This is a genomic window from Paraniabella aurantiaca, from assembly GCF_050309965.1.
Lineage (GTDB): Bacteria > Bacteroidota > Bacteroidia > Chitinophagales > Chitinophagaceae > Niabella.
This window is the reverse complement of record NZ_JBLOSY010000001.1, coordinates 1894349-1920006: the sequence shown is the minus strand read 5'-3', so window position 1 is coordinate 1920006 and position 25658 is coordinate 1894349. Positions and strand designations below refer to the sequence as shown.

Below are 25658 nucleotides of genomic sequence, written 5' to 3'. Positions count from 1 at the left end.
TTGAAGATTAACACAGTTATACAACTATATTAACCATTTTATTTTTGATATAGATGATCTTTTTAGGTGTTTTACCTTCTACCCATTTTTGAACCACCTCGTTACCCAATACTAATTGTTCTACTTCCGCCTGCTCTGCAGTTAAGGCTATAACCATGGTAGTACGCATTTTACCATTGATGGAAACGGGGTATTCTTTACTGGTTTCTACCAGGTATTTTTCTTCCAGTTTAGGGTAAGCTGCATTGATCACCGATGTGGTATGTCCTAAAGTATGCCACAACTCTTCTGCAATATGTGGGGCATAAGGCGCCAGCATGATCAGCAAGGATTGTAATATCTCCTGCTTGTGGCATTTAAGATCGGTTAACTCATTCACCAGTATCATAAAGCCGCTCACGCCGGTATTAAAGCTGAAACGTTCGGTATCATCTTCAATCTTTTTAATAGCGCGGTGTAACACCTTTTGCTCAGCATCCGACGCTGCATCGGTGGTTACCTGCCATACTGATTCGCCGGTATTCGTTTCTTTATAAAATAAACGCCATAGTTTTTTAAGGAAACGGTGCACACCCTCAATACCCTTGGTATCCCAGGGCTTGCTCATTTCTACAGGTCCTAAAAACATTTCGTACATGCGGAACGTGTCTGCACCATACTTATTTACCAGGTCATCGGGGTTAACAGTATTGAACTTGGATTTGGACATTTTTTCTACTTCCGCTCCGCAGATGTATTTACCATCTTCCAGTACAAACTCAGCATTAGCATACTCTCCGTTACGCCATTGCTTGAATTTTTCTATATCCAACTCAAAACCGTCAACGATGTTTACGTCAACATGCAACTTCACAATCGGAGAGAAATTAATGATGTACTCTTTGTCCTGTAGCTTTTCATGAACTAATTTATTGATAGCCGCATGATGCTTGAAATCCGAATCGGCTTCATTGAGCTCATCAGTTAGCTTCGTAGCATAATTACTACTTAAGATCAACTGGAACTCTGTTTTCTCTCCCGTGGTTTCTTTGGTTGCGATAGCCTGCATTCTGTATACAAACCGGCTGCTACCTTGTATCATACCCTGGTTCACCAGCCTTTTAAAGGGCTCATCAAATCCGATATGGCCCAGGTCGTACAGGGCTTTTGTCCACAGGCGGCTATACAACAAATGACCTACGGCATGCTCGGTACCACCAATATATAAATCAACCTGGTTCCAATAGTCAGTAGCTTTACGCCCTGCAAATTCCTGGTCGTTCTGCGGATCCATATAACGCAGGAAATACCAGGACGAACCGGCATAGCCCGGCATGGTGTTCGTTTCGAGGTGCTGCGATGTCCACTCAGCAATATTGGCCAAAGGACCTTCTCCTTCAGGGCCAGGACTATAAGAGTCTACTTCCGGCAGGGTTAAAGGTAGCTCGCTTTCGTCCAAAGCATAGGCCACCCCGTTGATCCATTTTACAGGGAATGGTTCACCCCAATAGCGCTGACGGCTAAAAGCGGCATCACGCATCCTGTAATTCACCTTACGTTTACCTATGCCGCGTTTCTCAATTTCATTGATCACCAACTCCATCGCTTCACGCATAGGCACACCGTTCAGGAAGCCAGAGTTACTTAAAACTGCATCTTTGGTAGCATTCGCGTCCTCCCCGTTAAAATGTTCACCAATAATATTGGTAACAGGTATCTTGAACTGCTGGGCAAATCTATAATCACGCTCATCTCCGCATGGCACGGCCATAATAGCTCCGGTTCCATATCCTGCTAAAACATATTCGCTGATCCAGATAGGAATATGTTTGGTTTCATCAAAAGGATTTACCGCATAAGCACCGGTAAAAGCACCCGTGATGCGCTTTTCGGCCATACGTTCACGCTCGCTTCTGCTGTTCACATAATCGATATACTCATCTACTTCTTTCTGCTGTTCTTCGGTAGTGATCTGCCTTACCAGCTCATGCTCCGGGGCAATTACCATAAAGTCTACACCCATAATAGTATCAGGTCGGGTAGTGTATACAACCACATTAGCCTTATGATTGGCGATCTGGAACTCGATCTCAGCGCCTGAGCTCTTTCCAATCCAATTGGTCTGCATTTCCTTCATGGCTTCACTGAAGTCTACCGTTTGCAAGCCTTGCAACAGGCGATCTGCATATTCAGTAATACGCAGGTACCATTGACGTAGTTTCTTTTTTACAACCGGATGGCCGCCGCGCTCGCTTACGCCGTTCACTACTTCATCATTAGCCAAAACAGTTCCCAGCGCTTCACACCAGTTCACTTCGCCATAGCCACAGTAAGCCAGGCGGTATTCCATTAAAATATGCTGGCGGGTAGTTTCATCAAACGATTTCCAGTCTGCCGCGTTAAATACATGCAGCCCGAAATTAGCTACCTGGTATTTTTCATTAGGAAAAGGATGATGCCGGTTTCCTTCTGCTTCAAATATTTTTACAAGCTCATCAATGCTTTCTGCTTTTTGCGTTTTGCGATTAAACCAGCTTTTAAACAGCTGTAAAAATATCCATTGGGTCCATTTATAATACCGCGCGTCGCTGGTGCGTACTTCCCGGCTCCAGTCGTAACAAAAACCAATATTATCCAGTTGCTGGCGGAAAGTAGCTATATTTTTATCGGTTGATACCGCAGGATGCACGCCATGCTCAATCGCGTATTGCTCAGCAGGCAACCCAAAAGCATCGTAACCCATGGGATGTAGTACATTAAATCCTTTCAGGCGCTTGTAACGTGCATAAATATCGCTGGCAATATAACCCAGGGGGTGACCCACATGGAGACCAGCACCACTTGGATAAGGAAACATATCCAGTACATAATATTTAGGCTTTTCGCTGTCGTTGCTTACCTTATAAACCTGGCTGTCCTTCCACTGTTGTTGCCACTTTTTCTCGATCGAGTTAAAATTATAGTCCATGTAGTACTATTGTTTTGATGATGCCGCATGCACAAACTCAGAAATACGGTTATCCTTAATGTCTTTGCAGGATAGCCTTTATAAGCCTACGCATTAAAAGGCGCAAATTTAAGCATTGTAGACCGGATACACTAAATTTGCGAGACGGTAAAATTTAAAGTTAAAAGCCCGCCTGACCGGACGGGCAGGTCTGATGTTTAAAGGTTCGCTTCACCGGCTTTCAATTAACATTTGAACTAAACCTTAAATCCCAAACATTCGAACATTGAACTTAAATAATTTATGGCGGGCAAAACAAGAGCAGTAAAAAGGGGAAAAGCATCTTATTTCATGAGTATACTGGGCGTAACCCTGGTGCTTTTCTTGCTGGGTGTCATTGGCTGGCTGGTGATTAACACCCGCACTTTAGGGCAGCATTTTAAGGAAGAAGTAGAGGTAAATGTTTACCTGCGGGAGCCTTTGGCAGCTTCCGACAGTACTGCTTTGGTTCAGTACATCGCATCCAGGCCTTATATTAAAGAGTACGTATTTACTACGAAGCAAATGGCTAAAGCCAAATACCTGGCCGATGGCAATGAGAGCTGGGAAGGTATTTTAACCGAAAACCCACTGCCACAAAGCATTGATTTTAAGCTCAAATCGGAGTATTTGAACGCCGATACGCTTAAAAATATCCGGCTTGACCTGGAAAAACAAACTTATGTTACGGAAGTCACTTATCCGGAGCTTTTGGTGGGAGGTTTAGATAGCAAAATAAGTGTTTTAAACTGGATACTACTCGGTGTTTCAATTCTATTACTGTTAGCTGCTATTGTTCTCATCGACAACACTATCAGACTTGCCATGTTTAGTAACAGGTTCATTATCAAGACCATGCAAATGGTGGGTGCTACCCGGTGGTTCATCGCCAAACCTCTTGATATAAGGGCCATTATCAATGGAGCAATCAGCGGTGTAATAGCAATTGTAGCTGTTTACGCGTTAATACGTGTTTTGATCAACAGGGTACCTTACCTTAACACCATCCAGGACAATGCCCAATTAGGCCTCCTGTTTGCATGTATGCTGATCCTGGGCATTCTCATTACCCTGGTGAGCACGCACACCAGTGTTTTGAAATACCTGAAGAAAAAGCTGGATGACCTTTATTAACGGTTATTTTGAAAAAACAATACTAATATTGCAGTTCTAAATATTTTATATGTCTGAAAATACGGTTACTACATATTCAAGCAGTCCTGCTCTCTTCGACAAAAGCAATTATATATGGATGTTGCTGGGTGTGGTGGTTATTGCTTTAGGTATGTTTTTAATGGCGGGCGGCAGAAGCGAAAATCCTGCTGAATTTAAACCTGAAGAAGTGTACAGTACTACACGTATTACTATTGCGCCTATATTGATATTTATAGGCCTCGCTATAGAATGCTATGCCATTTTCAAAAAATCAAAATAGATCCTGATCTTAAAATATATACAGGCGATGCAGCAGTATCGCCTTTTTTTATATAGTACGAACCCATACTTATGAATCTGATTGAAGCTATTATTATCGCCATTGTAGAAGGAATTACCGAATATCTCCCCGTTTCATCCACCGGGCATATGATCATTGCCAGCTCATTTATGGGCATTGAGAAGGAAGAATTCACCAAACTGTTTGAGGTAGCAATACAGCTGGGAGCTATTTTGGCGGTTGTAGTGTTGTACTGGAAAAAGTTTATCGACCCTATTAAAACCGGCAAGCTGAAGTTCTACTTCAAACTTCTGGTAGGCGTTATACCTGCTTTACTACTGGGTTTTTTATTTTCTGATAAAATAGATGAGCTATTGGAAAGCCCTACTACAGTAGCTATTTCTTTATTGGTTGGCGGCGTGATCCTATTATTTATAGATAAGGCGTTTAAGAATCCTAAAATTCATTCGGAAAAGGAAATTACTTATGGCAAGTCATTTTTAACAGGTCTGTGGCAGTGTATTGCAATGATACCCGGTGTAAGCCGCAGCGCCGCTTCTATTATTGGTGGTATGCAACAAGGCTTAAGCCGCAGTGCCGCCGCTGAGTTTTCTTTTTTCCTGGCAGTGCCTACCATGGCTGCAGCAACCCTTTACTCATTGTTTCTTAAAAAATGGGATATCGGCGGTGTTGAACACAAAGGATATGAGCTGATCACCCAGTCTTCGGACAATATGATCGCCTTTGCCGTAGGCAATATCGTAGCTTTTATTGTGGCGATCCTGGCGATTAAATTTTTCATTAATTACCTGAAGAAATATGGATTTAAGATCTTCGGCTGGTATCGCATTATCGTCGGTATTATATTGCTAATACTCTTATCGCGGGGAGTTATCGGGTAAAACCTTCTTCCCTCAAAACCCTTACACTGCCCTTAATACACCGTATATGAAAATATTACCCGTTCTTGTTTTGGTGGCTGTGATCCCTGGCTGTACCTCTACGCCCAAGCAACCGGAAACAGTTACAACAGATACCTCGATTATCGTAAGTACACCGGTATCAGACACCACCTCAATTATTAAGCATATTAAAGAAGTATATGCTAATATAAATAAGGAGCAGCTTACTCAAAAGTCATTTGAATGGGAAGCCGATACCACCTGCGAAGCCCCTCCGATGGGCGGTACGCTTACTTATTTTTACAGGAATAATGAACTGGTGAAAATGCTGAATGCCGGTGGTGAAGACCACGGATCCTGGAAAGAGGAGTATTATTTTGATAAGCATCAGCTGGTATTTATTTACCAAAACAATACTTACGGCGGAGCCGCCAATCCCGATGAGACCAGTTATCAGAACCGCTACTATTTTTCCAATAATCAATTGATTAAAAAAATAGAAAGTGATTCGGGGGTGCAATTAGATGCCAATGCCATCGGTGACCTTTCAAAAACCATCTATCGCTTAAAAGAAGCAGGTAATAGCGCCGCTATTTCGCGCATATTATCTTGTAACACTGAAGAATAAATTATACCAATCAAAGGTTCGAAACGAGGGGGTATCCTTAAGAGCAACACCACTCCCTGGCGGTAAAAACAAATAGGCGTTCCAGTCATTTTTAAAATTAATATAAAACGGAGATTCTATCTTTGAAACAATTAAATTTTATATGACGCAACAAACTGCTTCAAAAAAAGTAATTAATGGTTGGGCCATGTACGACTGGGCCAATAGCGTGTACAACCTGGTAATTACAACCACCTTCTTCCCCATCTACTTCCTGGCGGTAACCAGCAACAGGGCCGACCACAAAGTGAACTTCCTGGGCCGGGAATTTGTCAACTCTTCACTATACGACTATGTACTGGCGGTGGCCTATCTGCTTATAGCTTTACTATATCCCATACTTACCTCTATTGCCGACACCAGGGGCAACAAGAAAAATTTCATGCGCTTCTTTTGCTATATGGGTGCATTGGGTTGCAGTGCTTTGTTCTTTTTTAAAGCCGACACTCTTGGCCTGGGCGTGTTTGCTTTTATGCTGGCCGCTATGGGTTATGTAGGCAGCCTGGTATTTTACAATGCTTATTTACCAGAGATTGCCGCGCCACAGGACCGGGACAGGGTGAGCGCCCGCGGCTACTCTTTTGGCTATATAGGGAGTGTAATTATGCAGATCGTTGGCTTTGCACTAATATTGATCATGTCTGACCAGGGCCTGGCTACAAGACTTACCTTTTTGCTGGTAGGTATCTGGTGGTTTTTGTTTGCACAGATTAGTTTTTCGCGCTTACCTGAATCTGATTCAAAGCCCGAGAAAAAAGGCAATGTGATAAAAGAAGGATTTGGTGAAATACGAAAAGTGTATGCTGAAATAAAAAAAATGCCTGTTTTAAAACGGTTTTTACGCGGTTTCTTTTTTTACAGTATGGGGGTACAAACCGTTATGCTGGCTGCTACTATATTTGGTAGTAAATTGCTCAAGCTGCCCGATACCAACCTGATCATAACAGTGGTGATCATTCAGGTGGTAGCTATATTAGGAGCCTGGGGCATGTCGAGGCTATCGGCCATGTTTGGCAACCTGAAAGTGTTATTAGCTGTGATCATCTTCTGGATTGCAATATGCGTACTTGCTTATTACACAGCTGTGCTGGCCGAAGGTGGTTTCAATGCAGAGTACCTGTTTTACGGGCTGGCAGTATTGGTTGGTTTGGTAATGGGTGGTATACAAGCGCTTAGCCGGTCTACCTATGCCAAGCTCATGCCGCCCACAAAGGATACGGCATCATTTTTCAGCTATTACGACTTTACCGAAAAACTCGCTATCGTAATCGGCATTTTCACATTCGGGCGTATTGAAGAAGTTACAGGAAGTATGAAGAATTCAGTATTATCGCTGATCGTATTTTTCGCTATTGGCTTCTTTTGGTTATACGCTGCTTTGCACAAAGAAAAACAAAATCATTTAGCGTCATGAACCTTTATTCTGTTAACCACGGTCATTTTAAATTAGATGGCGGCGCGATGTTTGGCGTAGTGCCCAAAAGCATCTGGAACGAGCTTAACCCTGCTGATGAAAACAATATGTGCAGCTGGGCTTTACGTTCTTTATTGATTGAAGATGATAACCGCCTGATATTGGTAGATACCGGTATGGGTGATAAGCAAAGTGAGAAATTTTTCGGGTATTATTATTTGCACGGCGATGACAACCTGGATAAAAGCCTGGCTGCATTGGGCTTTCACCGGGATGATATTACCGACGTATTTTTAACACACCTCCATTTTGATCATTGTGGCGGCGCCATTAAACAATCGGGTGGGCAGTTAGTGCCTGCTTTTAAGAACGCAGTATACTGGAGCAATAGCGATCACTGGAAGTGGGCAACCGAGCCTAATCCCAGAGAAAAAGCATCTTTTTTAAAAGAAAATATTTTACCCATACAGCAAAGCGGTCAATTACAGATGATTGGCAACCGCATCAGTAATAAAGCTTCGCTGGATACTGCGGCTTTTTCTGCACATATGCAGGTACGTTTTGCAGATGGACATACCGATGCTATGATGTTGCCACAGCTCAGCTATAAAGGAAGAACCATCGTTTATATGGCCGATCTGCTGCCTTCCCTGGGACACCTGCCCCTGCCGTATGTAATGGCTTACGATACGCGGCCGCTCATCACCATGACGGAAAAAGAAAGCTTTCTTCAAGAGGCGCTTGATAATGAATATATCCTGTTTTTTGAGCATGATCCTGTAAACGAATGCTGTACCCTAAAACAAACAGATAGAGGAATAAGAGTAAACGAAATTTTTAAATTATCAGATATATAAACAAAAAGCCCAGGACTCGTACCCTGGGCTCTTTATTATTGTTTATTGAGTTTCTTACTTAACGGTAAAGTTTACTTTATTATCGCCCCATAAGAGCGTAACCACACCATCTTTGCCTGCAGTAATGTTTAATTGTTCAGAAAAAGCAGGAGCTTTCTCCGATTTAACAGTAATTCTCAAAGCATCGTCAGCTTCTTTATACTTAAAGGCACCAAACTGATCCCATTTTTTATTAAATATAACGGTCCAGTAGTCTCCATCAACCAAAGTAAAAAGCGCATATTTTCCGGCGGGTAAAGGCTTGCCTTCTACGGTTACATCTTTGCTTACTTCAAATACGGTAGCTTTATTAGCGCCTGTGCGCCAAACCTGTCCGGGTAAAGGTTCCAGGTCTTTACCAATGGTTCGTCCTTTTACAGACGGTTGACTATAATTAACAGTAACCACTGTGCCATTGCTTAATTCAGTCTTAACCGTAGCAGGCGGACTTTTGGGGGCAGCTTTATCCTGCGCATTAACCAGCACAACAGCTATTAAACCTAATGTTAACAGTAAAAACTTCTTCATTGTATAAATTTTATTAATAACGCTTTACAATTTTGCAAATAACCTGCCAATTACAAACGTAAAAAGCTGCAATTTAGTATAACCCTGTAAAGCAATTATTTATTAGCAGTAATAGAAAAGCTAATATTCACTTCGGGCCTGATGAATTTATCGCCCAAAGACTGATCATTTCCGTAAACCAGGCCCCAGTCTGTACGGTTTACATTGAAATTAGCCCTCGCTGTAACTGTAGCCGGTGTTACTGTGATAGCTGCAGGGAAAGTTACATTTTTAGTAACGCCTTTCAAAGTAAGGTTACCCTTTACAGTGTTAGTAGCTCCGTCTAAAACGATCTTATTAGTACTATCCGGTGTATAAGGTTCAACACTGGTAATTTCAAAAGTAGCAGTTCCGTTATTGGCTGCATCAAAGAAATCAGGAGATAACAAATGTCCTTTTAACTTATAAGCCCCTGAAGTATCCTGGTCGGTTACCTGTAGACTATTAATATCAAATACCAGTTTACCACCCGTTACCAAAGCATCATTTTTTACAAAAAATTCACCTTCTTTGATGTTAAAAGTACCCTGGTGCTGGCCAACAGGTTTGGTACCAATAAATTGTATGGTTTGCGTGGTGTCAACTTTATAAGATGCACCTTCAGCTGCTGCTACTTCCTGCTGATCTTCAGTTTTTGCTTCATCAGCTTTAGGGGCAGAATTGCAGGATACAAAAGTAATGGCAGCCACTACAAATGATAACGATAGTATTTTCTTCATAATTTGATTTTAAGTAGTTTAAGATTTAGTTTACAACAAAGAGTATTTTAAAAGGTTTAAAAAAAACAGCAAATTTTACGCCGGGAATTATTAGATCCTATTTTAGTATTTTTATTCATATTATTTTAACCAATGCGAAGAAAAACTGCCATTTTCAAACCTGCCGTTGTAACAGCAATACTGTTTCTTTTTTGTTTTAACAGCTTTTCCCAAAATAAAATATATACCTATTACCTGAATGACAAAATGGAATTTGTTCCCAGGGAACAGGCGTCAATTATCGGGAAGGGCTCCAAAAGAGACACCAGTTTTGTAGTACAGTTTTATACACTTACTGATAACCGGTTGATTTTATTGGAAACATTTAAAGACTCTACCTTAAATATCCTGGATGGCTATCATGTTGCCTATTACCCTAATCGCAAAAAATCGGAAAGCGCGTATTATAAAAACAATGCATTGCATGGTCTCTCCCTGAAATGGGATAGTTTGAGCCGAACTACCGATTCGGCCATGTACTACGAGGGGATGCCCACCTACCTGGTTAAATACCGGTTTAACACCAATGGCGGTAGTGAAAAACTGCATGAGTTTGACAATACTTCTGCAAAAAGAAGATTGACGGAAAACGATATCGTAATAATGGATAACGGAGCCGTAATAGACCCTAATATATGGCAGGCTCTGGTTTACAATGGCCGGTATGCTTTCAGGCAGGACAAAGTAAGCTCCAACAAATTCCTTGTTTTTAGATTTAGTGAAGCCTATTATGGCAGTATCGTATCTAAAGATCCCAAGCCTAAAGAAAGCGGCTTTTTTAAAACCGGCCAGGAGTTTAACATAAACGAGGTTGATATTAACGGCAACAAGCTCAGGTCGAAAGATCTGAAAGGAAAAGTGCTGGTGCTCAACTATTGGTTTATTAACTGCAAACCCTGCCGCATGGAAATGCCGGAGCTGAACGAGCTCGTAAAAGAATATAAAGATTCGGCCAATGTGAAGTTTATAGGCATATCACTCGATGACCGCTCTGCCATCAGGGAATTTATAAAATTGTCGCCCTTCAACTACCAGCTGGTAGCCGATGGGCAGACTGCAGCCCATAGGTATGGCATAAGCGCTTACCCCACGCATGCTATTATCGATGGAGAAGGTAAAGTGTATTTTCATACGGTAAGCTCGCCCCGCCAGCTATTTTACTGGATGCGAAAAACCATTAACGAGCTGCTGGAAAAACAAAATCAAAAGCCGCAGATCTAGACGTAGTTGGGTTACCGGAAAACTATGGACCCGCTTCACCAACTGATCACTAAGATATTTGCTAATTTTAAGCCCATAACTGTTAATCGATGAGAAAAAAATTTTTATACCCATTAGTAATCCTCACCTTTTTATTAATAACTGCGGGCACAAAAGGTGTAGCTCAAAACAGGGTGTATACCTACTACCTGAACGCTAAGATGGAAAGCGTTCCTAAAGAAAAAGCAGTGATAGTGGGAAAAGGACGAACACTGGACACTGCTTACCTGGTTCAATACTACAGGCTAATCGATAATCACCTGCTGTGGCTGGAACAATTCAAAGATTCTACATTAGAAATTTTGCATGGCGACCGCGTATTATATCACCCTAATAGAAAGGTTGAAGAGAAAACTCATTTTGAAAACAACAGGCTGAATGGTCTTATGATAAAATGGGATAGCACGGGCAATATGACCGACTCCGGGTACTATAAAGAAGATCATTTACTTTTCGGAGTAGAAAAGCGGTACGTCCGCAACCGGTGGCTATATAATTCGGTGGAAACAGATAGCATCAATAATACCATGAGAGATACAGATTATGATTCACTTGGCAACAAATTAAGAGAGATTGCTTTTGTGGGCAGTAACGGCACCTGGACAGAATATAAAAAAGACGGCTCGGTTGAGTCGGTTGACAGCGTTTTTACCAGGGAAGACAGAGATGCAAAATTTCCGCCCCAGAACGGTGGCTGGCGCACTTATCTTGAAAGAAACCTGGACGGGATGGTACCTATTAGAAACGGAGCAACGGGAGGTCAGGGTACGGTAATTATTCAGTTTGTTGTTGAAAAAGACGGCACACTCTCCGGCATGAAACCGTTAACCAAAATTGGTTACGGAGCCGAGGAGGAAGTTTTGCGTATTCTAAAAAAATCACCTAAATGGATTCCGGCCAGCAGGTATGGAAAACCTGTGAAAGCCTACCGCAAACAACCTATTACTTTTAATATACGTGGTTAACATGGGGCTACCGTAACGCAAGCGGTGTATAATCGCACGCGCTCTATCATGGCAACAGTTCAAAAACGTTACGCTATTGAGAATAAAAAAAACCTCACGGCAAATCCATGAGGTTTATAGTAATTTATATCAGGGCTCATTACACTTTATCCATCTCTTCTTTTACAAATTCCATCAGGCCTTTAATATGCGCAGGCGACAGATCAAATTTCAAACCGGCTGCTTCAAACAATTGAGGTAAAGTACGGGTACCGCCCAGGCTTAATGCATTAGTATAATTATTTAAAGCCTGCTCCTTATCTTTTTGAAATTGTTGCCACAGGCCGATAGCACCTAATTGGGCAATACCATATTCAATATAATAAAAAGGCACTTCAAATAAATGCAACTGGCGTTGCCAGCTATAATTACGATATGCCTCCAAGCCGGTAACGTCAAGCGATGCAGGCGTGAACTCTGTTAGTATTCTTTGCCAGTTCTGCAAACGCTCTTCATGTGTGTGGCTGGGATTTTCATATACCCAATGCTGAAACTTATCGATAGTAGCGATCCAGGGGAAAATGGTTAATACCCTTTCTAACTGCAGCTCTTTCGCTCTTCTCAGCTCCTCTTCTTTCTCAAAGAATACGCCCCATTCGTTCATGCTGAACAACTCCATACTCATGCTGGCTACTTCAGCAAATTCAGTGGGATATTCTTTAAACCCGGTTAAAGATAAAGGGTGCGACAAAAACGAGTGAATAGCATGCCCACCTTCGTGTACCATGGTAATTACATCATTCAATGTACCTGCGGCGTTCATAAAAATAAAAGGAGCACCGGTTTCAGCCAGCGGGCAGTTATAGCCTCCCGGGGCTTTTCCTTTCCGGCTTTCCAGGTCGAAGCGTTTTAGCTGGCTCATCTTTTCCAGGCAGGCGGCAAAAAACGGGTTCAGCGCCTCAAAGCAGGTTACTGTTTTTTGTAGCAGGTCACCGCCGGTTTTAAAAGGCTTCAGCGGCTCTATGCCTACAGGCTCAGCATCTGTATCCCAGGGGCGTAAGCTATCCAGGCCCAGCTTCGCTTGTTTCTTTTTATAGATCTCGTCAACAATAGGCAACACATATTGCTTTACCGCATCCTGGAATTGGAAGGAATCTTCTTTGGTGTAATCAAACCGGCCCAGTTCTGCAAAACGATAGTCCCGGTAATTTTCATAGCCGGCGTTTAGCGCCACCTGGTTTCTCTTTTTTAAAAGGCCATCATACAATGCATTCAAAGTATCTTTATCCTGCAACCGCCTTTCGGCAATTTTGCGGTACACTTCTTCCCTTACATTTCGATCCGGATCCTCCAGAAATTTAGCTGCCTGTTGCAGTGTATATTCTTTTCCTCCAACCTCAATGCTCATTTTGCCACTAATAACACCAAATTGCTGCGCTTCTACTGCCAGCTCCGATTGCAGGGGAATATTTTCTTCCCTGAAGAGATCTATACTCTTCTTTACATTTCTTAAATACGTAAAATAAGCAGGCTCTTTTAATTCCTGTGTGAAAGGATTTTCCACCAGCTTCCTGTTCAACAAATCGGAGTAAGGTTGAATCTTTGGCTGAATTTCCATCATAAAATAATTGAATGATTCGGCCAGTTGCGGATTCTCGGTATCGCAGGTCATCTTTATTTGCCGCCAGCAGGCATCTTCACTAATAACAGCTTCCAGCTCACTAAGATCTTTTAGCCATTGCTCTAACTCTTGCAATGAGCTGATATTACGCTCTAACAACTCCTTAAAATAGGGTTCCAGCGTTAGCCAGTCCGTTACCTGGAAATCAGCAGGTAATAATTGCCTTGGGGTAGGTTGAATATCTGCGGTCATAAGTTTTCGATGGTTAAGTCTGTAAGTCGGAAAGTCCGCGAGACCGGAAGATCAATTGCTTAAATGCATTAACCTGCCGACTTCCGGACTTCCCTGAATTTAGATGCTGTGTTAAATATTATTCCTCTGCTTTTTTCTTAGCAGGTGCTTTCTTTTTTGCAGCCGCCTTTTTAGGAGCCGCTTTTGGAGCTTCGCCATCAGCGCCTTCTTCAGTCGCTTTCTTTTTTGCTGCCGCCCCGCCTGCCGGACGGGCAGGCTTTTTAGGAGCTGCTTTTGGAGCTTCTTCATCACCAGCTTCATCAGCTACTGCTTCTCCTTTTAAAGCCTCAGCTGCCATTTGTTCGGCTGCTGCTATATCTTCTGCCGATGCCTCAGGTTCTGCTTCTGATAATTTAAGCTCTACTTCATTCTTCTTCAATATGTCGAACCATTTTACAATTTTCTTCATATCACTATTGTAAACACGGTCGAAGTCCATAACAGGGAACACTTCCTGGAAATAAGCTTTTACAGCTTTATCGTCTTTGGCATCCGGTAAGGCCGCTGTGCCTTTTTCCATTGCCTGAAATACCTCTACAAGGTTTACATTTTCTCCGGTAGTATAAATTTCAATACTTTCCAAATGCGAAAACTGGTGAATACGTGTTGACGCAAATTTGGTTGTTTTATCCTGTAAAGACCGCACGATCGCACCATCCTTTTTGCTGCTTACCAATTCATACAGGCCAGGTAAACCTGTAACCGCAACTAATTTATAATATTCCATAACAAAAATATTGAGTGGCGCAAGATAAATATTCTAAGCCATTTAATTGGTAATTTTTGCTTTTTTATAATGAAACGGGACAACGGATGCCAGATGCGGGATGATTGGTCTGTCGTCTGTAATCTACTGTCTAAAGTCTAAATTCTTACCAACAGCGAAGGATTGCCCGGTTTTGAGCGTCAAAAGGGCTAATAAAATTTTTTATGAAGTTAGCCGGTTTTTTGTCATTTTTCTTGGTGTTGAGCATTGTGGGGCAGTCCCAAACCATTAAAGGTACCTTAATGGACCCTGTAGAAGGCATTGTAGTAAAAGGCGCCACCGTGCAATTACTCAACCCAACTGACAGCAGCAGTATCCGGTCTGCCATATCCGACTCTTCGGGAACTTTTCTTTTTACCAATATAGACAAAGGCCACTATGTATTAAAAGCTACCTCTATCGGGTTTGAAACCTTCCTGAGATCCATTGCTTTAAACGACTCTACCCCGTCCCTCGACCTGGATGATGTATATATTCCTAAAAAAACCACTACATTGGAAGGTGTAGTAATTGTGGCCAGCGCACCGGCAGTAAGCCAGAAAGGGGATACGACCCAGTTTAGCGCAGGTCAATACAAAGTAAATCCTGATGCTACCGTAGAAGACCTTATTAAGAAAATGCCGGGCATTACGGTTGACAGAAGCGGTAACGTAACTGCCCAGGGTGAGCAGGTTAGAAAAGTGACCGTAGATGGTAAAGATTTTTTTGGAGAGGACGCTACTATGGCTTTAAAAAACCTGCCTTCAGAAGTGGTTGATAAGATACAGGTATTTGACCGCTTGAGCGACCAGGCGCAATTAACCGGGTTTGATGATGGTAATGCGGTAAAAGCTATCAATATTGTTACCAAGAGCCAGGTTACCAATGGCCAGTTTGGACGTATTTATGCAGGTTACGGAACGGATAGCCGTTACCAGGGCGGAGGTAATGTTAGTTTTTTCAATGGTGACAGAAGGCTTTCGTTCGTAGGTAATTTTAATAATGTAAACCAGCAAAACTTTGCTTCGCAGGATTTACTGGGTGTAACCAGCAGCGGCGGTGGTGGCGGTGGCCGGGGCGGTGGTGGTGGCGGCTTCGGAGGCGGAGGCTTTGGTGGTGGTGGCAACAACTTCACGGTTGGTATGCAGCCGGGCATTAGCAAAACCAATGCCCTGGGTATTAATTTTAGTGATAAATGGGGTAAAAAGAAAAACCTGGATATAGCTGCCAGCTATTTCTTTAATAACTCCAACAACACCAATGAGTCTGAAACCTTTAGAGAAACTACGCTACGTATGGACTCTATTTTATACTCGGGCAATAAGTACCTGAGTAACTCTAACAATAACAATCATCGATTTAACTTAAGGCTGGAGTACAAGCTGGATTCTAATAACAGCATCTTCATCATCCCTTCCGTTAACTTTCAAAATAACAATACCTACTCCAACAATTCCAGTTATTCTTACTACAGCCAGTCTGACTCTGTAAACAATGCAGCAGGTAATTCCAGCTCTCACCGGGATGGATACAATATCAGCAACAATATTATGTATCGCCACTCTTTTGCAAAGAGAGGCCGCACACTTTCTTTAGGCCTTCAAACATCATGGAATAAAAACGACGGCTATTCCTATAATTTTAATCAATTAAGATACTACCAGCCGGTAGAATCAGATTCTTTATTGAACCAATACCGTTACAACAATACCAACGGCTCAAGGTATGCTGGCAGAGTTACCTATTCGGAGCCGGTGGGCAAGCAGGGGCAGTTTGAAATTGAGTACCAGCATGAAGTACAAAAAAATAAAGCTGATCAGCGCACATTTGACCATGACGGAAATGCATATTCAATTTTTCAACCGGAATTTTCCAATGAGTTTGACAATACAATTACTACCAACACAGCCGAATTGGATTACCGCCTGGGACGTAACAGGGATAATCAATTATCCGTGGGCGTTAATCTACAGAATTCAAAACTGGAAAGTGAAAGAATATTTCCCACCAATACCCAGGTACGACAAAATTTCAATGCCATCCTTCCCAATTTAAGATGGACCAAAAAAATAGGATTGAATAGTAATGTAAGAATTTTTTACCGCGCAAGAACCGATTTCCCTTCCATATCCCAGTTGCAGGATGTGGTATCTATTTCTACCAATACTTTAAATGTAAGCAGTGGTAATCCTGCCCTGAAACAGTCTTATACCAATTTCGGATCTGCCAGGTATTCCTTCGTGAACCGAAAAAGCGGCAACAGTTTCTTTGCTAATATTTTCGGACAGTTTACGAATAACTATATCACAACAGCTACTTACATTCCCGGGGCAGACTCTACTATACAAGATGGCATTGTTGTAAAACGAGGTTCACAGTTCTCGAAGCCCATCAACCTTAACGGGTATAAACAATTGAATTCTTATTTCGTGTATAGCTTTCCGCTTAAAGCTGTAAAGTCGAACCTGAACCTTAACGCCGGATTTAATTTTACTGAGCGCCCAGGGCTAATCAACTACCTGGAAACCAAGACTACTTCTACAACATTAACCGGGGGTATCGTTTGGGGTAGCAATATCAGTGAATATGTCGATTTCAATCTTTCTTACAGCGCAAATTTCAATAACTCCGTTAGCACCGCTAATAACGTAAATAATAAATATATCAATCAGCAGGCTGGTGTATTTGTAAACCTGCTTAGCAAAAATGGCTGGTTCCTTCAAAATGATGTAAGTAACCAGAGCTATAGCGGTCTTTCCCAGGGCCTTAACCAATCGTATTGGTTATGGAACGCAGCTGTAGGTAAAAAATTCCTGAAGAATAAGGCCGGCGAACTTAAGTTATCAGTTTTTGACCTGCTGAAACAAAATCAAAGCATTTCAAGAACCATCGACGCCAACTATATTGAAGACTCCAGGAGCATGGTACTTCAACAATATTTCATGCTGACGTTTACTTATAGCTTAAGAAATTTTGGCAAGGGCAAAGCAGCTTCTCCCGCTGCAAATGAAGAACGCAGAGACTGGCGGGGAGGTGCTCCCGGCGGCGGAATGCCTGGCGGTGGTGGCCGACCGGGCGGAGGACCAATGTTTTAAATGCTTTCACAAATCGTATAGGAAAAATGTAGTAATATCGCTGCCAGAATTTTGTATCAAACTAAAACTTTTGGTTAGCGAGGAAATACTGGTAGAACAATTAAAGAGAGGAGAAGAAGCCGCCTTTAAACAGGTTGTAGACAGTTATCAGAACATGGTCTACAATACCTGCCTCAGTATCGTGAAAAGTGAAGAAGATGCAGAAGACCTGGCCCAGGAAGTATTTGTGCAGGTTTACCAGTCAATAGGCTCTTTTAAAGGAGAATCTAAACTCTCCACCTGGTTGTATCGCATTGCCACTACCAAGTCGCTGGATCATGAGCGGAAAAAGAAAAGAAAAAAGCGTTTTGGTTTTGTGAAAAGCATTTTTGGTGATGACGCACAGGTTGAAGTAAATCCGCCTGATTTTAACCATCCCGGAGTGGTGCTGGACAAAAAGGAAAATGCAGCCATTTTAATGAAAGCCGTAGACAAACTACCTGAAAATCAGAAAATTGCATTTATTTTAAATAAAATGGAGGGACTGAGCTACCAAGAAATAAGCGAGATTATGCAAACAACAGTTTCCGCCATTGAGTCGTTGTTGCACCGGGCGAAAAATAATTTAAGGAAAATATTAGAGACATAAAAAGCGTTATTTTACAAGGAAAATGAAAAAATAGCGTCAAAAAGATATAAAGACATGGGAAAGCCTGGCAACAGGCAGGTGATTTCCCGGCGACTATAAAAACCCGTCTGCGGTATGCAGGCAAAAAAAATTACGGATGAAGAGATCCAACCTGGAAATAAATGAAATTTTAAACAGCCTGGATGGTGTGGGACGCGCTGAAGCACGACCTTACATGCACACCCGGGTTATGGCCAGAATCCGGGAAGAAAATAATTTCTGGACAAAAGCAGTTGGTTTTATAGCACGGCCTGCCGTGGCGATTGGATGTGTTTTGGTAGTATTAATGGCCAATACATACACGGTAATGAATTCAAATTATACGGAGCCCGAGGTGTCCAACATAACTGCCACAGTAGTAGCAGATGGTTTACAGAATGAAAACTATATACTGGCCGTTAACGATGTTAATCCCTAATAAATGACGCAAAGCCGATCCAATAACAAAGTTCTCGTATTTATTATTTTTCTTCTTCTATTGACCAATATAGCTGTATTGGCCTATTTTCTTTTTTTATGTAAAAAGCCTGCAAAAAAACCAGACAATAAAGACGGATTTGCAGCTGTATTACGAAAAGAAGTAGGTTTTAATGATGAGCAGGTGGCAAAATTTAACGAATTGAAAAAAAGCCACTGGTCAGATGCAAAAGCAAAAATGGACCAGATCATACATATGAAGAACATTCTTTTTGATCTGACTAAAACGCAGGATACAGTAGATACTACTGTGATTAAGTGGGCCGATTCGATCGCAAGCTTACAAAAACAGGTGGAAATCAACTCTTTCAGGCATGTGGTACAAACCAGGAAAATTTGTACCCCCGAGCAGCAGGTGGCTTATGACTCTTTGATGAAGAAGATCATCAACAAAGGAAGGAGTCGTAAACCTGGTGATGGCCCGCCTCCCGGAGACCGCTAGACAATACCTCTTTGCAACTTTTGCGGGATTTTAGCCTCTTATAGGTATAGAATCTTTCAATATGAAACCAGGCATGACCGACTTTAAGCACACTACCGGCAGCAATCAAGCTGCATATTCAGCCCTGCATGAGTATATAAATGGGCGTAATAAGGAAGAATTTAAACCTTTAAAAAGTTTACGGATGAAAACCAAAACAGCATTCGTTGTACTGCTTTCTATTCTCTTGGGCTATGCACCACTTAGTGCTCAAAATAATGCATCAAACGAAGATATCAAAGCAAAAGTAAACGTTGCTGTGGAGGCGTTGGATGAAGCTTTTAAACTGGAGAAATCTAAAAAACAAAATATTGAAGAAATCTTCAGCGAGTTTTACCAGGATCAGCAAAAACTGAAGAATAATATACAGAGACCCGCCTCGGGCCTGGCGCAGGGGCTATCCAGCCAGGACTTCCAGAGTGTAAGAAAGAGAAATGAAGCATTGATCAGTGAACGTGACAACCGGCTTAAGAAGGAGTTAACCGAAGATCAATACAAAAAATGGAAAGGAGATATTGAGCCTTCCCTTCACAAACGAAAAAGTAAATAGCTGTATACCTATCGAATTGTAAAAACAGTCAACTTATCAGTTCCTGCAAGGCTTTCATGGTCCTGAACAAGTGCCAGTTTGTTTCCATTAGCACTCCATACAACTGCATGCAGGTCTTTTGCAGAAATATCCATTTTCACCCGGCTAAGGTCTTTTGTATTTACCAGGTATCCCTCCATGTTTTGCGTAAGATAAAACAGGTACTGGCCATCCGGGCTTAAATATCCCCGGAAATAATCAGGGGGCAGCGGCCTTCTTTCTACAAGGCGCTCTTTTTTATAACTTACTATATAATTGGTATCCTCGGCCATGAAATGCTCATCATCTAAAAATAAGAGTTCCTGGTTGGCGTTCACAGCAAATTTATAGTTCAGGTTGGTGAACTTACGAATGCCAAAATCTTGCAAAGTGTCTTTCTCTGACAATAGTAAATGCCGGTATTCGCTGGCCATACCACTACCTGAATCAGCGGGGCTGTAAACGGTATATGTCAGTTGATTGCGAATGAGGTAAGGCTCCCCCATTAACTCAAATAAACGGTATTTGATGCCTGGCTGGCGCACCAGTCTTGTTTTTTTGCTCGCCAAATCTACTTCGCTAAAAGATACAGCGCCGCCATATGGCCCGTTTACCCGGTCGCCTGTTTTATACACCAGCTTTAAGGAATCAACAAAAAAAGGATCCAGCAGGTAATTATTAGACGGCCTGGCTACTTCCTCAATTTTACGGGTAGACTTATTAAAGATCTTTATAGTATTACCCTTGTATGTTTCAGCATACAGCTTATCCGGCCTTTGTAAGGGGGTTAGCTGAAATGCGTAAGCCAGGCGGTTATCGTTGGTAGAAAACGCTGGTCCCCATCCATAATCAACCAGGGTAAACTGGCGGGTCTTGTAGTCGAAGATACTTATTACCGGGTCAAATTGCCGGGCAGCGGGGCTATTTTGCGGGAGATAATTTGCTGTAGCCCCTGCTAAAAATGTTTTTTGCGGGTTGATACTACTATCCCTGCCACTTAACCTTCGGGCAAATGCTATTTCGGTGGTGGTTCTGCCAAAAGCCGGGTTCAAAATATAATATCCCTGCTGAAACCATTCGGCTGTTTTATCCACTTTGGGAGGCTGTCCATACAAAAAGTTTCCGGCAAGCAGCAGCAAAGAAAAAGTCAATACACACACATGCTTCATCATTCTGATATCTGTCAATTTGTAGTAAAACGAATTTTTAATGAATTTATTATCCCATTTATGACAGCAGAAAGGGGTAACAGTTTGATGTTTGTTACTAATTTAACAAATGCTTGGCCGGCTAGTACAATTCTGACCTGCTTCCTTATTTCCTGCCCACCTGATGCTTTAACCCATAATAAGGTGGGTGAAGATCATTAAGACTTACTGATCTCACTCTGCAACGTTTTCATCAAAACTACTCTCCTGCAACAGGCATTCTTTAGAAACATTCAGACATGAGGGATATTACGATTCAAATTACCGGACGCCCACCCATGTTAAATTTTTAACAGATAGCAAAATTTAATATTAAATAATTGTTATGTTTTGTAACTTTAGAATAGTTGCTCATGAAACAGTTGCTACTCATATTATCGCTTGCTTTGCTGTCTTTTTACACATGGGCTAATGACAGAAATGTTTCTTTTAATTTTTATGGAGACAAGATTTCGTTTACGTTCAACGACCAGCAATTTGTAGAGTTCAATGAAAAGAGCTTTACCGACGCGTCTATACAGCAATTTTATAATGAAGCATCAAAGGAAGATTACAGCAGTATATTTACCATGCTGGCCAACTACAGGCAAACACAAAAAGCTGATGACTGGCTTTTTTACCAACTCGTTAGAAAAACAGCAGAGCAAATAAGCCCAAAAGCAGAGAATTATCTCAGGTACACTTTATACAAGTGGTATTTTATGGTACATTCTGGCTATGGCACTATGCTGAGCCAAAACAACGGAAGGCTATTATTTTATATTCAGTGTGACGAGAATATCTATAATATCCCGTACCGTATAAAAGATGGCAAACAGTATGTATGCCTTAACTATCACGACTATGGCAGCAATATTAACTTTGACAAGGAGCCATTTAAGCCCGTAGAAATTATACTGCCGGCCTTTAATAAAACCTTCTCGTATAAAATAGACAGGTTGCCTACTTTTAATGACACGGATTATATTGACAAAGAGCTCCAGTTTACCTATAATTCTTCCGACTATAATTTTAAGATCAAGATCAACCCACAAATCAAAAACCTGTTTAATAACTACCCGGCCGTAGAGTATAAGGACTTTATTAATATACCACTTAGTAATGCTACTTATCAGTCGCTGATTACATTGCTAAAAAAACAATTGAAAGGATTGAATGTAAAAAGCGGGGTTGATTACCTGATGCACTTTACCCGGTATGCATTTGCGTTTGATGCAGACACCAAAGTATATGGAGACGAAAAAAGATTATCACCGGAGCAAACCCTATTATCGCCTTACAGCGATTGCGAGGACCGGGTAGGATTATTCTTTTTCCTGGTGAAAGAAATATACAACCTGCCCATGATCGTTCTCGCTTACCCCAAGCATGTTACCATCGCCGTAAAATTTGACAAACCTATTGGCAATACCATCGAGTATAACGGGGCCAAGTATTCTGTTTGCGAACCTACACCGCAGCGAATGGAGCTGGAGATAGGACAGCTACTGCCAGAGCTGAAGAAAGAACACTTCGAGGTGGCTTATGCATATATGCCGGATAAGTAAAGTAGCTATGATTGCTTAGGTCAACTTCAATGTTTACTATACTCAATGAACTTGTTTAAACTTGTAGATTGAATGATAATATGTCGCCTCTACGAGGCTTCATGTTCGTAAATGTATTTTCTCTACTACTACCAATATCTTGTCCCTTCGGGACTTTACATGGGTAACAACACTGGTGAACTAGTTTGTTAGAGTCCCGTAGGGACGAGACATTGGAGAGGCTTAAACTTTAATGTTTACTATACTCCATATTAAAGTGGCCCGAAAAATCATTGCTTTGCTCACCAGAACTTTTCGCAAACCTTTCCTCTCTTTTTAAGGTGAAAGAAAATTTCCCGGCAATCTGTTTTGATTTCGCATCAAACGCAGTAATTTCCAAATGATGTGGTTTATCCATATCAATCAGATGATTGTCTATTATCACATCTCCTCCCAGCAAATTCAGATAGACAGCATTAAATTCAGTTATAGTACCGGTGCGCTCGGGTTGGTTCAATTGAATAGCAATATACTCTTCACCCTTACCGTATAAAAAAATGGTTAACCGATTCTCAGAAGTAAGGTTTGAACTGAATTTGCTGGCAGGCCAGGGCTGGTTGTTCTTTTTAACCTCGACAGTATTTATTTTATCATCTGTTTTCACTTCTTTTTTACAGGAAATGGTGGTACATAATGCAATAGCCGAAACAAGTACTAGTAATTTCATAAGTTGATTTTTTAAAGTGTATTATTTGATTAAACGATATATATAAACTTAATAAGCCGCCTATTTACTGCAGGACCACAATAACTTCCTGTCGCTGATTTTTGACAAGAAGACCGTTCGGTTAGCGCCCTCTGAACCCGGAGTGTTTTTACCATCTTCGTTATAGTAGGAGTGTGCACATAAGCATGCCGGCCCGGCACAACCCACTTCATAAACAGTGCTCCCCTCGTATTTGGCTTGCCATATAGAAGGTATACAGCCGCAGTTTGCAGCCCTCTCTTCTTTTATCTTTTTCAGCCAAACCAGGTCTTCAGTAGGGTCGCCCGTTTTCTTCGGGTCGTTTGATTTGTTACAACCTAATAGGGTTAACATAGTCATTGCAGCCAGTAAAAGTTTTAATTTCATATTTCAGCTTTTTTATATTCAAACGGTGTGGGGTTCTGTTTCGCAACAGCATTCGTGTTAAATAATTGTAACCGGATTTTATTACAGGTTGCAGGCATCTGCAATCAGTGCCGCTGCGCACAGCAACTGCTTTACACTTTCAACAAATACATAAATATCCACCGCCTTCATTTCATCCGCTGCTGAGCCTTTAGCTATAGCTGCATGTGTAAAAGCCCGCAGCCATGTTTTCCATTTTTTCAGAGAAGCCTGGCTAAAGAAATGGGTTAAAAAATGGGAGGGGTTTGCATACTCTTTATTCATTACTGATAGCGACGTTGCATACGTTTTAAAATGGACGGGATGCTTAGGCGGCTTTATATACAGCAGGTAGGCCGCTTCTATCAATAGCTCCAGCTGTTCGCTATAATATAGCGCGTTGGCCGGACTGCCCCTATGCCAGCAATACTTTTCTTTCAATGCTGCTCTGCAGAATTCGTCAAATGCTGTTATATGCTCGGCAGGTTGAGCATAGTTGAAAAACTCCTGTAGTATCCCTACGGGGAGGCTTTTAGTGGATTGCCTTTGTGGGTTGCCGCAATGCGGTTTAGGTTGACAAAGTGTTTTTTCATGGTGTTTTATTTGAGATTGTTTTGCAGATAAGGAAAGTCAGGTTGATTTAAATATCAATGTCATGGTGAGCCCGCCCGGATGATTGGTTGGACGGGTCTGACGAACCATGTCTGAAATCGAAAACAACTTTGAAGTTCTTAAATCACTAACGTGCAACTTGTATTTCTATCTTAGTCGAAATACAAGTTGTGCAGTTTTTTGCCTCCACGCCCGGCGGGGCGAGTAACTGCACCGGCACTGATTTTTGTTCTTCCGCCTTACGGCGTCTGGCGCCTTCGCACCACCGAACAAAAATAGGTACCTCATGCAGTTACTGATAGAAGAGTATAGCTCAAGCTATAGCAGGATGCAGGATCGGCCTTGAAAAAATGGCGTTAAGAAAACAATTGCGTAAGCCGTTAAAAAGCCGCCACTGTCCGAGCCCGTGGAGACTAAGTAACTATCAGTAACTCCGGGGCGAGTTTGGCGGGTTTAGGCTTACAAAATTGTTTTTAGCCAATTTTTTCACAGCCTTGATTTTTGGCTCAACCTTTTTATCAAGAAAAAGGTTGAAAAAGCAAATAATAGCAGCTGTCTGCTTCACTTAAAACCTTCGTTCCTTCCAAAGTACTGAAGGTGTTCTTCGAACCTTCGGATACTGCAACAGGTAGACGCCTGCAAGCACTTGCCATCCACCGCTCTTATGCACACCCGCATTATCAAGGCGAGCCCGACCCCTCATGCATAGCATTCCCAATAATGCCCGGAAACGCCGTAATAATCCGCCCCGCGGCGTCAGCGATAACCGTAACCACCTGCGTAGCACTCCCACAAACATCATAGCCCACGATGCTCCCCGCATCCCAAACCCTTTGGTAGTTGCAGCTTTGTTGCACCGGCTTTGGGGTGGCTGCAAAAGCCTCTTTAATAATGGAAACAATACGCTCCACGCCAATGGTAAACTTACCCGCGCCGGGGTGGCGGGCCATAGGCGCATAATGTCGCTCGAGTATATGCGCTAATACCGAAGCGCTGAGCCACCAGTTATTACGCAACAGCTTTTTATGCTGTTTCAGTGGTAGCTGGTAAAAGATATCTTTATGCAATTGCTGTAACCATTTCTCGGTATCGGCAATGAGAAATAAAATACGCAGCCATTGGGCCTCGTTAAATGGGTGGTGTTGTGTTGTAGGTGTAGTAACGGCGTTCATAACAGGTGGTTTTAAAAGCACCCGCACAAAAAAGGCGTGGCGCTCAACTTACCGCCCTGAGGTACTGGTATACCCGCAACAGATAAGAGAGCTCACGCCTAGGTCGTGAACTATTCTACTTATCATCTCGTTGCGTTAAAAATTACCAGTTTTCAGTTCGAGATTCAAAGCGAATGCTTCAAATATTTTTATGAAGTAATCGCGAAAATAATTTCTATTACGAATATAGAAAGAAAT

At 41.9% G+C, this 25658-nt stretch carries 24 protein-coding genes; 14 read left to right on the top strand and 10 right to left on the bottom strand.

The window, feature by feature from the left end; all coding sequences use genetic code 11:
* Positions 1–16 precede the first annotated feature (16 nt).
* On the bottom strand, positions 17–2947 hold the full coding sequence (locus tag ACLOAU_RS08215) for a leucine--tRNA ligase (protein WP_427861381.1): 2931 nt from the start codon (positions 2945–2947) through the stop codon (positions 17–19).
* A 282-nt stretch (positions 2948–3229) separates the two neighbouring features.
* Here ACLOAU_RS08215 and ACLOAU_RS08210 point away from each other — a divergent pair, with 282 nt between their 5' ends.
* From ACLOAU_RS08210 to ACLOAU_RS08185, 6 genes are all read left to right on the top strand, one after another.
* Positions 3230–4099 (top strand): cell division protein FtsX, encoded by an 870-nt coding sequence (locus tag ACLOAU_RS08210; RefSeq protein ID WP_427861380.1) that lies wholly within the window; start codon positions 3230–3232, stop codon positions 4097–4099.
* Between the two features lie 49 nt (positions 4100–4148).
* Complete coding sequence (locus ACLOAU_RS08205; RefSeq protein WP_427861379.1) at positions 4149–4400, top strand: DUF3098 domain-containing protein; 252 nt, start codon at positions 4149–4151, stop codon at positions 4398–4400.
* A 71-nt stretch (positions 4401–4471) separates the two neighbouring features.
* Positions 4472–5302 carry an undecaprenyl-diphosphate phosphatase gene (locus ACLOAU_RS08200; protein WP_427861378.1) on the top strand — a complete coding sequence of 277 codons (831 nt, stop codon included), beginning with the start codon at positions 4472–4474 and terminating at the stop codon, positions 5300–5302.
* A gap of 46 nt (positions 5303–5348) precedes the next feature.
* Entirely contained in the window at positions 5349–5930 is a 582-nt protein-coding gene (locus ACLOAU_RS08195) for a hypothetical protein (protein WP_427861377.1), read from the top strand.
* A gap of 142 nt (positions 5931–6072) precedes the next feature.
* The gene (locus ACLOAU_RS08190; protein ID WP_427861376.1) at positions 6073–7383 is read left to right on the top strand and encodes an MFS transporter; all 1311 of its coding nucleotides are present in this window, start codon (positions 6073–6075) and stop codon (positions 7381–7383) included.
* The gene (locus tag ACLOAU_RS08185; RefSeq protein ID WP_427861375.1) at positions 7380–8240 is read left to right on the top strand and encodes an MBL fold metallo-hydrolase; all 861 of its coding nucleotides are present in this window, start codon (positions 7380–7382) and stop codon (positions 8238–8240) included. Before ACLOAU_RS08190 ends, ACLOAU_RS08185 begins: the two co-directional genes overlap by 4 nt.
* A 54-nt stretch (positions 8241–8294) precedes the next feature.
* Here ACLOAU_RS08185 and ACLOAU_RS08180 read toward each other — a convergent pair whose 3' ends face one another.
* Positions 8295–8807, bottom strand: a complete 513-nt coding sequence (locus ACLOAU_RS08180; protein ID WP_427861374.1) for a DUF2911 domain-containing protein — start codon at positions 8805–8807, stop codon at positions 8295–8297.
* A 95-nt stretch (positions 8808–8902) separates the two neighbouring features.
* Entirely contained in the window at positions 8903–9565 is a 663-nt protein-coding gene (locus tag ACLOAU_RS08175) for a YceI family protein (protein ID WP_427861373.1), read from the bottom strand.
* A 132-nt stretch (positions 9566–9697) separates the two neighbouring features.
* Here ACLOAU_RS08175 and ACLOAU_RS08170 point away from each other — a divergent pair, with 132 nt between their 5' ends.
* Both ACLOAU_RS08170 and ACLOAU_RS08165 read left to right on the top strand, forming a co-directional pair.
* Positions 9698–10825 (top strand): redoxin domain-containing protein, encoded by a 1128-nt coding sequence (locus ACLOAU_RS08170; protein ID WP_427861372.1) that lies wholly within the window; start codon positions 9698–9700, stop codon positions 10823–10825.
* Positions 10826–10914: 89 nt separating this feature from the next.
* Positions 10915–11829, top strand: a complete 915-nt coding sequence (locus ACLOAU_RS08165; protein ID WP_427861371.1) for an energy transducer TonB — start codon at positions 10915–10917, stop codon at positions 11827–11829.
* A gap of 139 nt (positions 11830–11968) precedes the next feature.
* Here ACLOAU_RS08165 and ACLOAU_RS08160 read toward each other — a convergent pair whose 3' ends face one another.
* On the bottom strand, positions 11969–13681 hold the full coding sequence (locus tag ACLOAU_RS08160) for a M3 family oligoendopeptidase (RefSeq protein ID WP_427861370.1): 1713 nt from the start codon (positions 13679–13681) through the stop codon (positions 11969–11971).
* 118 nt (positions 13682–13799) lie between these two features.
* The gene (locus tag ACLOAU_RS08155) at positions 13800–14447 is read right to left on the bottom strand and encodes a DUF5606 family protein (RefSeq protein WP_427861369.1); all 648 of its coding nucleotides are present in this window, start codon (positions 14445–14447) and stop codon (positions 13800–13802) included.
* A 203-nt stretch (positions 14448–14650) separates the two neighbouring features.
* Here ACLOAU_RS08155 and ACLOAU_RS08150 point away from each other — a divergent pair, with 203 nt between their 5' ends.
* The 5 genes from ACLOAU_RS08150 to ACLOAU_RS08130 all read left to right on the top strand — a co-directional run bounded on the left by ACLOAU_RS08150 (position 14651) and on the right by ACLOAU_RS08130 (position 19735).
* Positions 14651–17560 carry an outer membrane beta-barrel protein gene (locus tag ACLOAU_RS08150; RefSeq protein WP_427861368.1) on the top strand — a complete coding sequence of 970 codons (2910 nt, stop codon included), beginning with the start codon at positions 14651–14653 and terminating at the stop codon, positions 17558–17560.
* A 70-nt stretch (positions 17561–17630) separates the two neighbouring features.
* Entirely contained in the window at positions 17631–18188 is a 558-nt protein-coding gene (locus ACLOAU_RS08145) for an RNA polymerase sigma factor (protein WP_427861367.1), read from the top strand.
* Positions 18189–18324: 136 nt separating this feature from the next.
* Entirely contained in the window at positions 18325–18645 is a 321-nt protein-coding gene (locus tag ACLOAU_RS08140) for a hypothetical protein (protein ID WP_427861366.1), read from the top strand.
* 3 nt (positions 18646–18648) lie between these two features.
* On the top strand, positions 18649–19146 hold the full coding sequence (locus ACLOAU_RS08135; protein ID WP_427861365.1) for a Spy/CpxP family protein refolding chaperone: 498 nt from the start codon (positions 18649–18651) through the stop codon (positions 19144–19146).
* A gap of 184 nt (positions 19147–19330) precedes the next feature.
* Positions 19331–19735: a hypothetical protein gene (locus ACLOAU_RS08130; RefSeq protein ID WP_427861364.1), complete on the top strand. Its 405-nt coding sequence runs from the start codon at positions 19331–19333 to the stop codon at positions 19733–19735.
* An 8-nt stretch (positions 19736–19743) separates the two neighbouring features.
* On the opposite strand, the gene ACLOAU_RS08125 is transcribed toward ACLOAU_RS08130, so the two are convergent.
* Positions 19744–20940 (bottom strand): hypothetical protein, encoded by a 1197-nt coding sequence (locus ACLOAU_RS08125; RefSeq protein WP_427861363.1) that lies wholly within the window; start codon positions 20938–20940, stop codon positions 19744–19746.
* Positions 20941–21314: 374 nt separating this feature from the next.
* On the opposite strand from ACLOAU_RS08125, the gene ACLOAU_RS08120 reads away from it, so the two are divergent.
* Positions 21315–22508, top strand: a complete 1194-nt coding sequence (locus ACLOAU_RS08120; RefSeq protein ID WP_427861362.1) for a hypothetical protein — start codon at positions 21315–21317, stop codon at positions 22506–22508.
* A gap of 229 nt (positions 22509–22737) precedes the next feature.
* Here ACLOAU_RS08120 and ACLOAU_RS08115 read toward each other — a convergent pair whose 3' ends face one another.
* From ACLOAU_RS08115 to ACLOAU_RS08100, 4 genes are all read right to left on the bottom strand, one after another.
* Positions 22738–23214 carry a hypothetical protein gene (locus tag ACLOAU_RS08115; RefSeq protein ID WP_427861361.1) on the bottom strand — a complete coding sequence of 159 codons (477 nt, stop codon included), beginning with the start codon at positions 23212–23214 and terminating at the stop codon, positions 22738–22740.
* Between the two features lie 60 nt (positions 23215–23274).
* Positions 23275–23619 (bottom strand): hypothetical protein, encoded by a 345-nt coding sequence (locus ACLOAU_RS08110; RefSeq protein WP_427861360.1) that lies wholly within the window; start codon positions 23617–23619, stop codon positions 23275–23277.
* A gap of 81 nt (positions 23620–23700) precedes the next feature.
* A complete protein-coding gene (locus ACLOAU_RS08105; protein ID WP_427861359.1) occupies positions 23701–24078 on the bottom strand; it encodes a hypothetical protein in 378 nt (125 codons plus the stop codon).
* An 851-nt stretch (positions 24079–24929) separates the two neighbouring features.
* Positions 24930–25421, bottom strand: a complete 492-nt coding sequence (locus ACLOAU_RS08100; protein ID WP_427861358.1) for a hypothetical protein — start codon at positions 25419–25421, stop codon at positions 24930–24932.
* Positions 25422–25658: the final 237 nt, after the last annotated feature.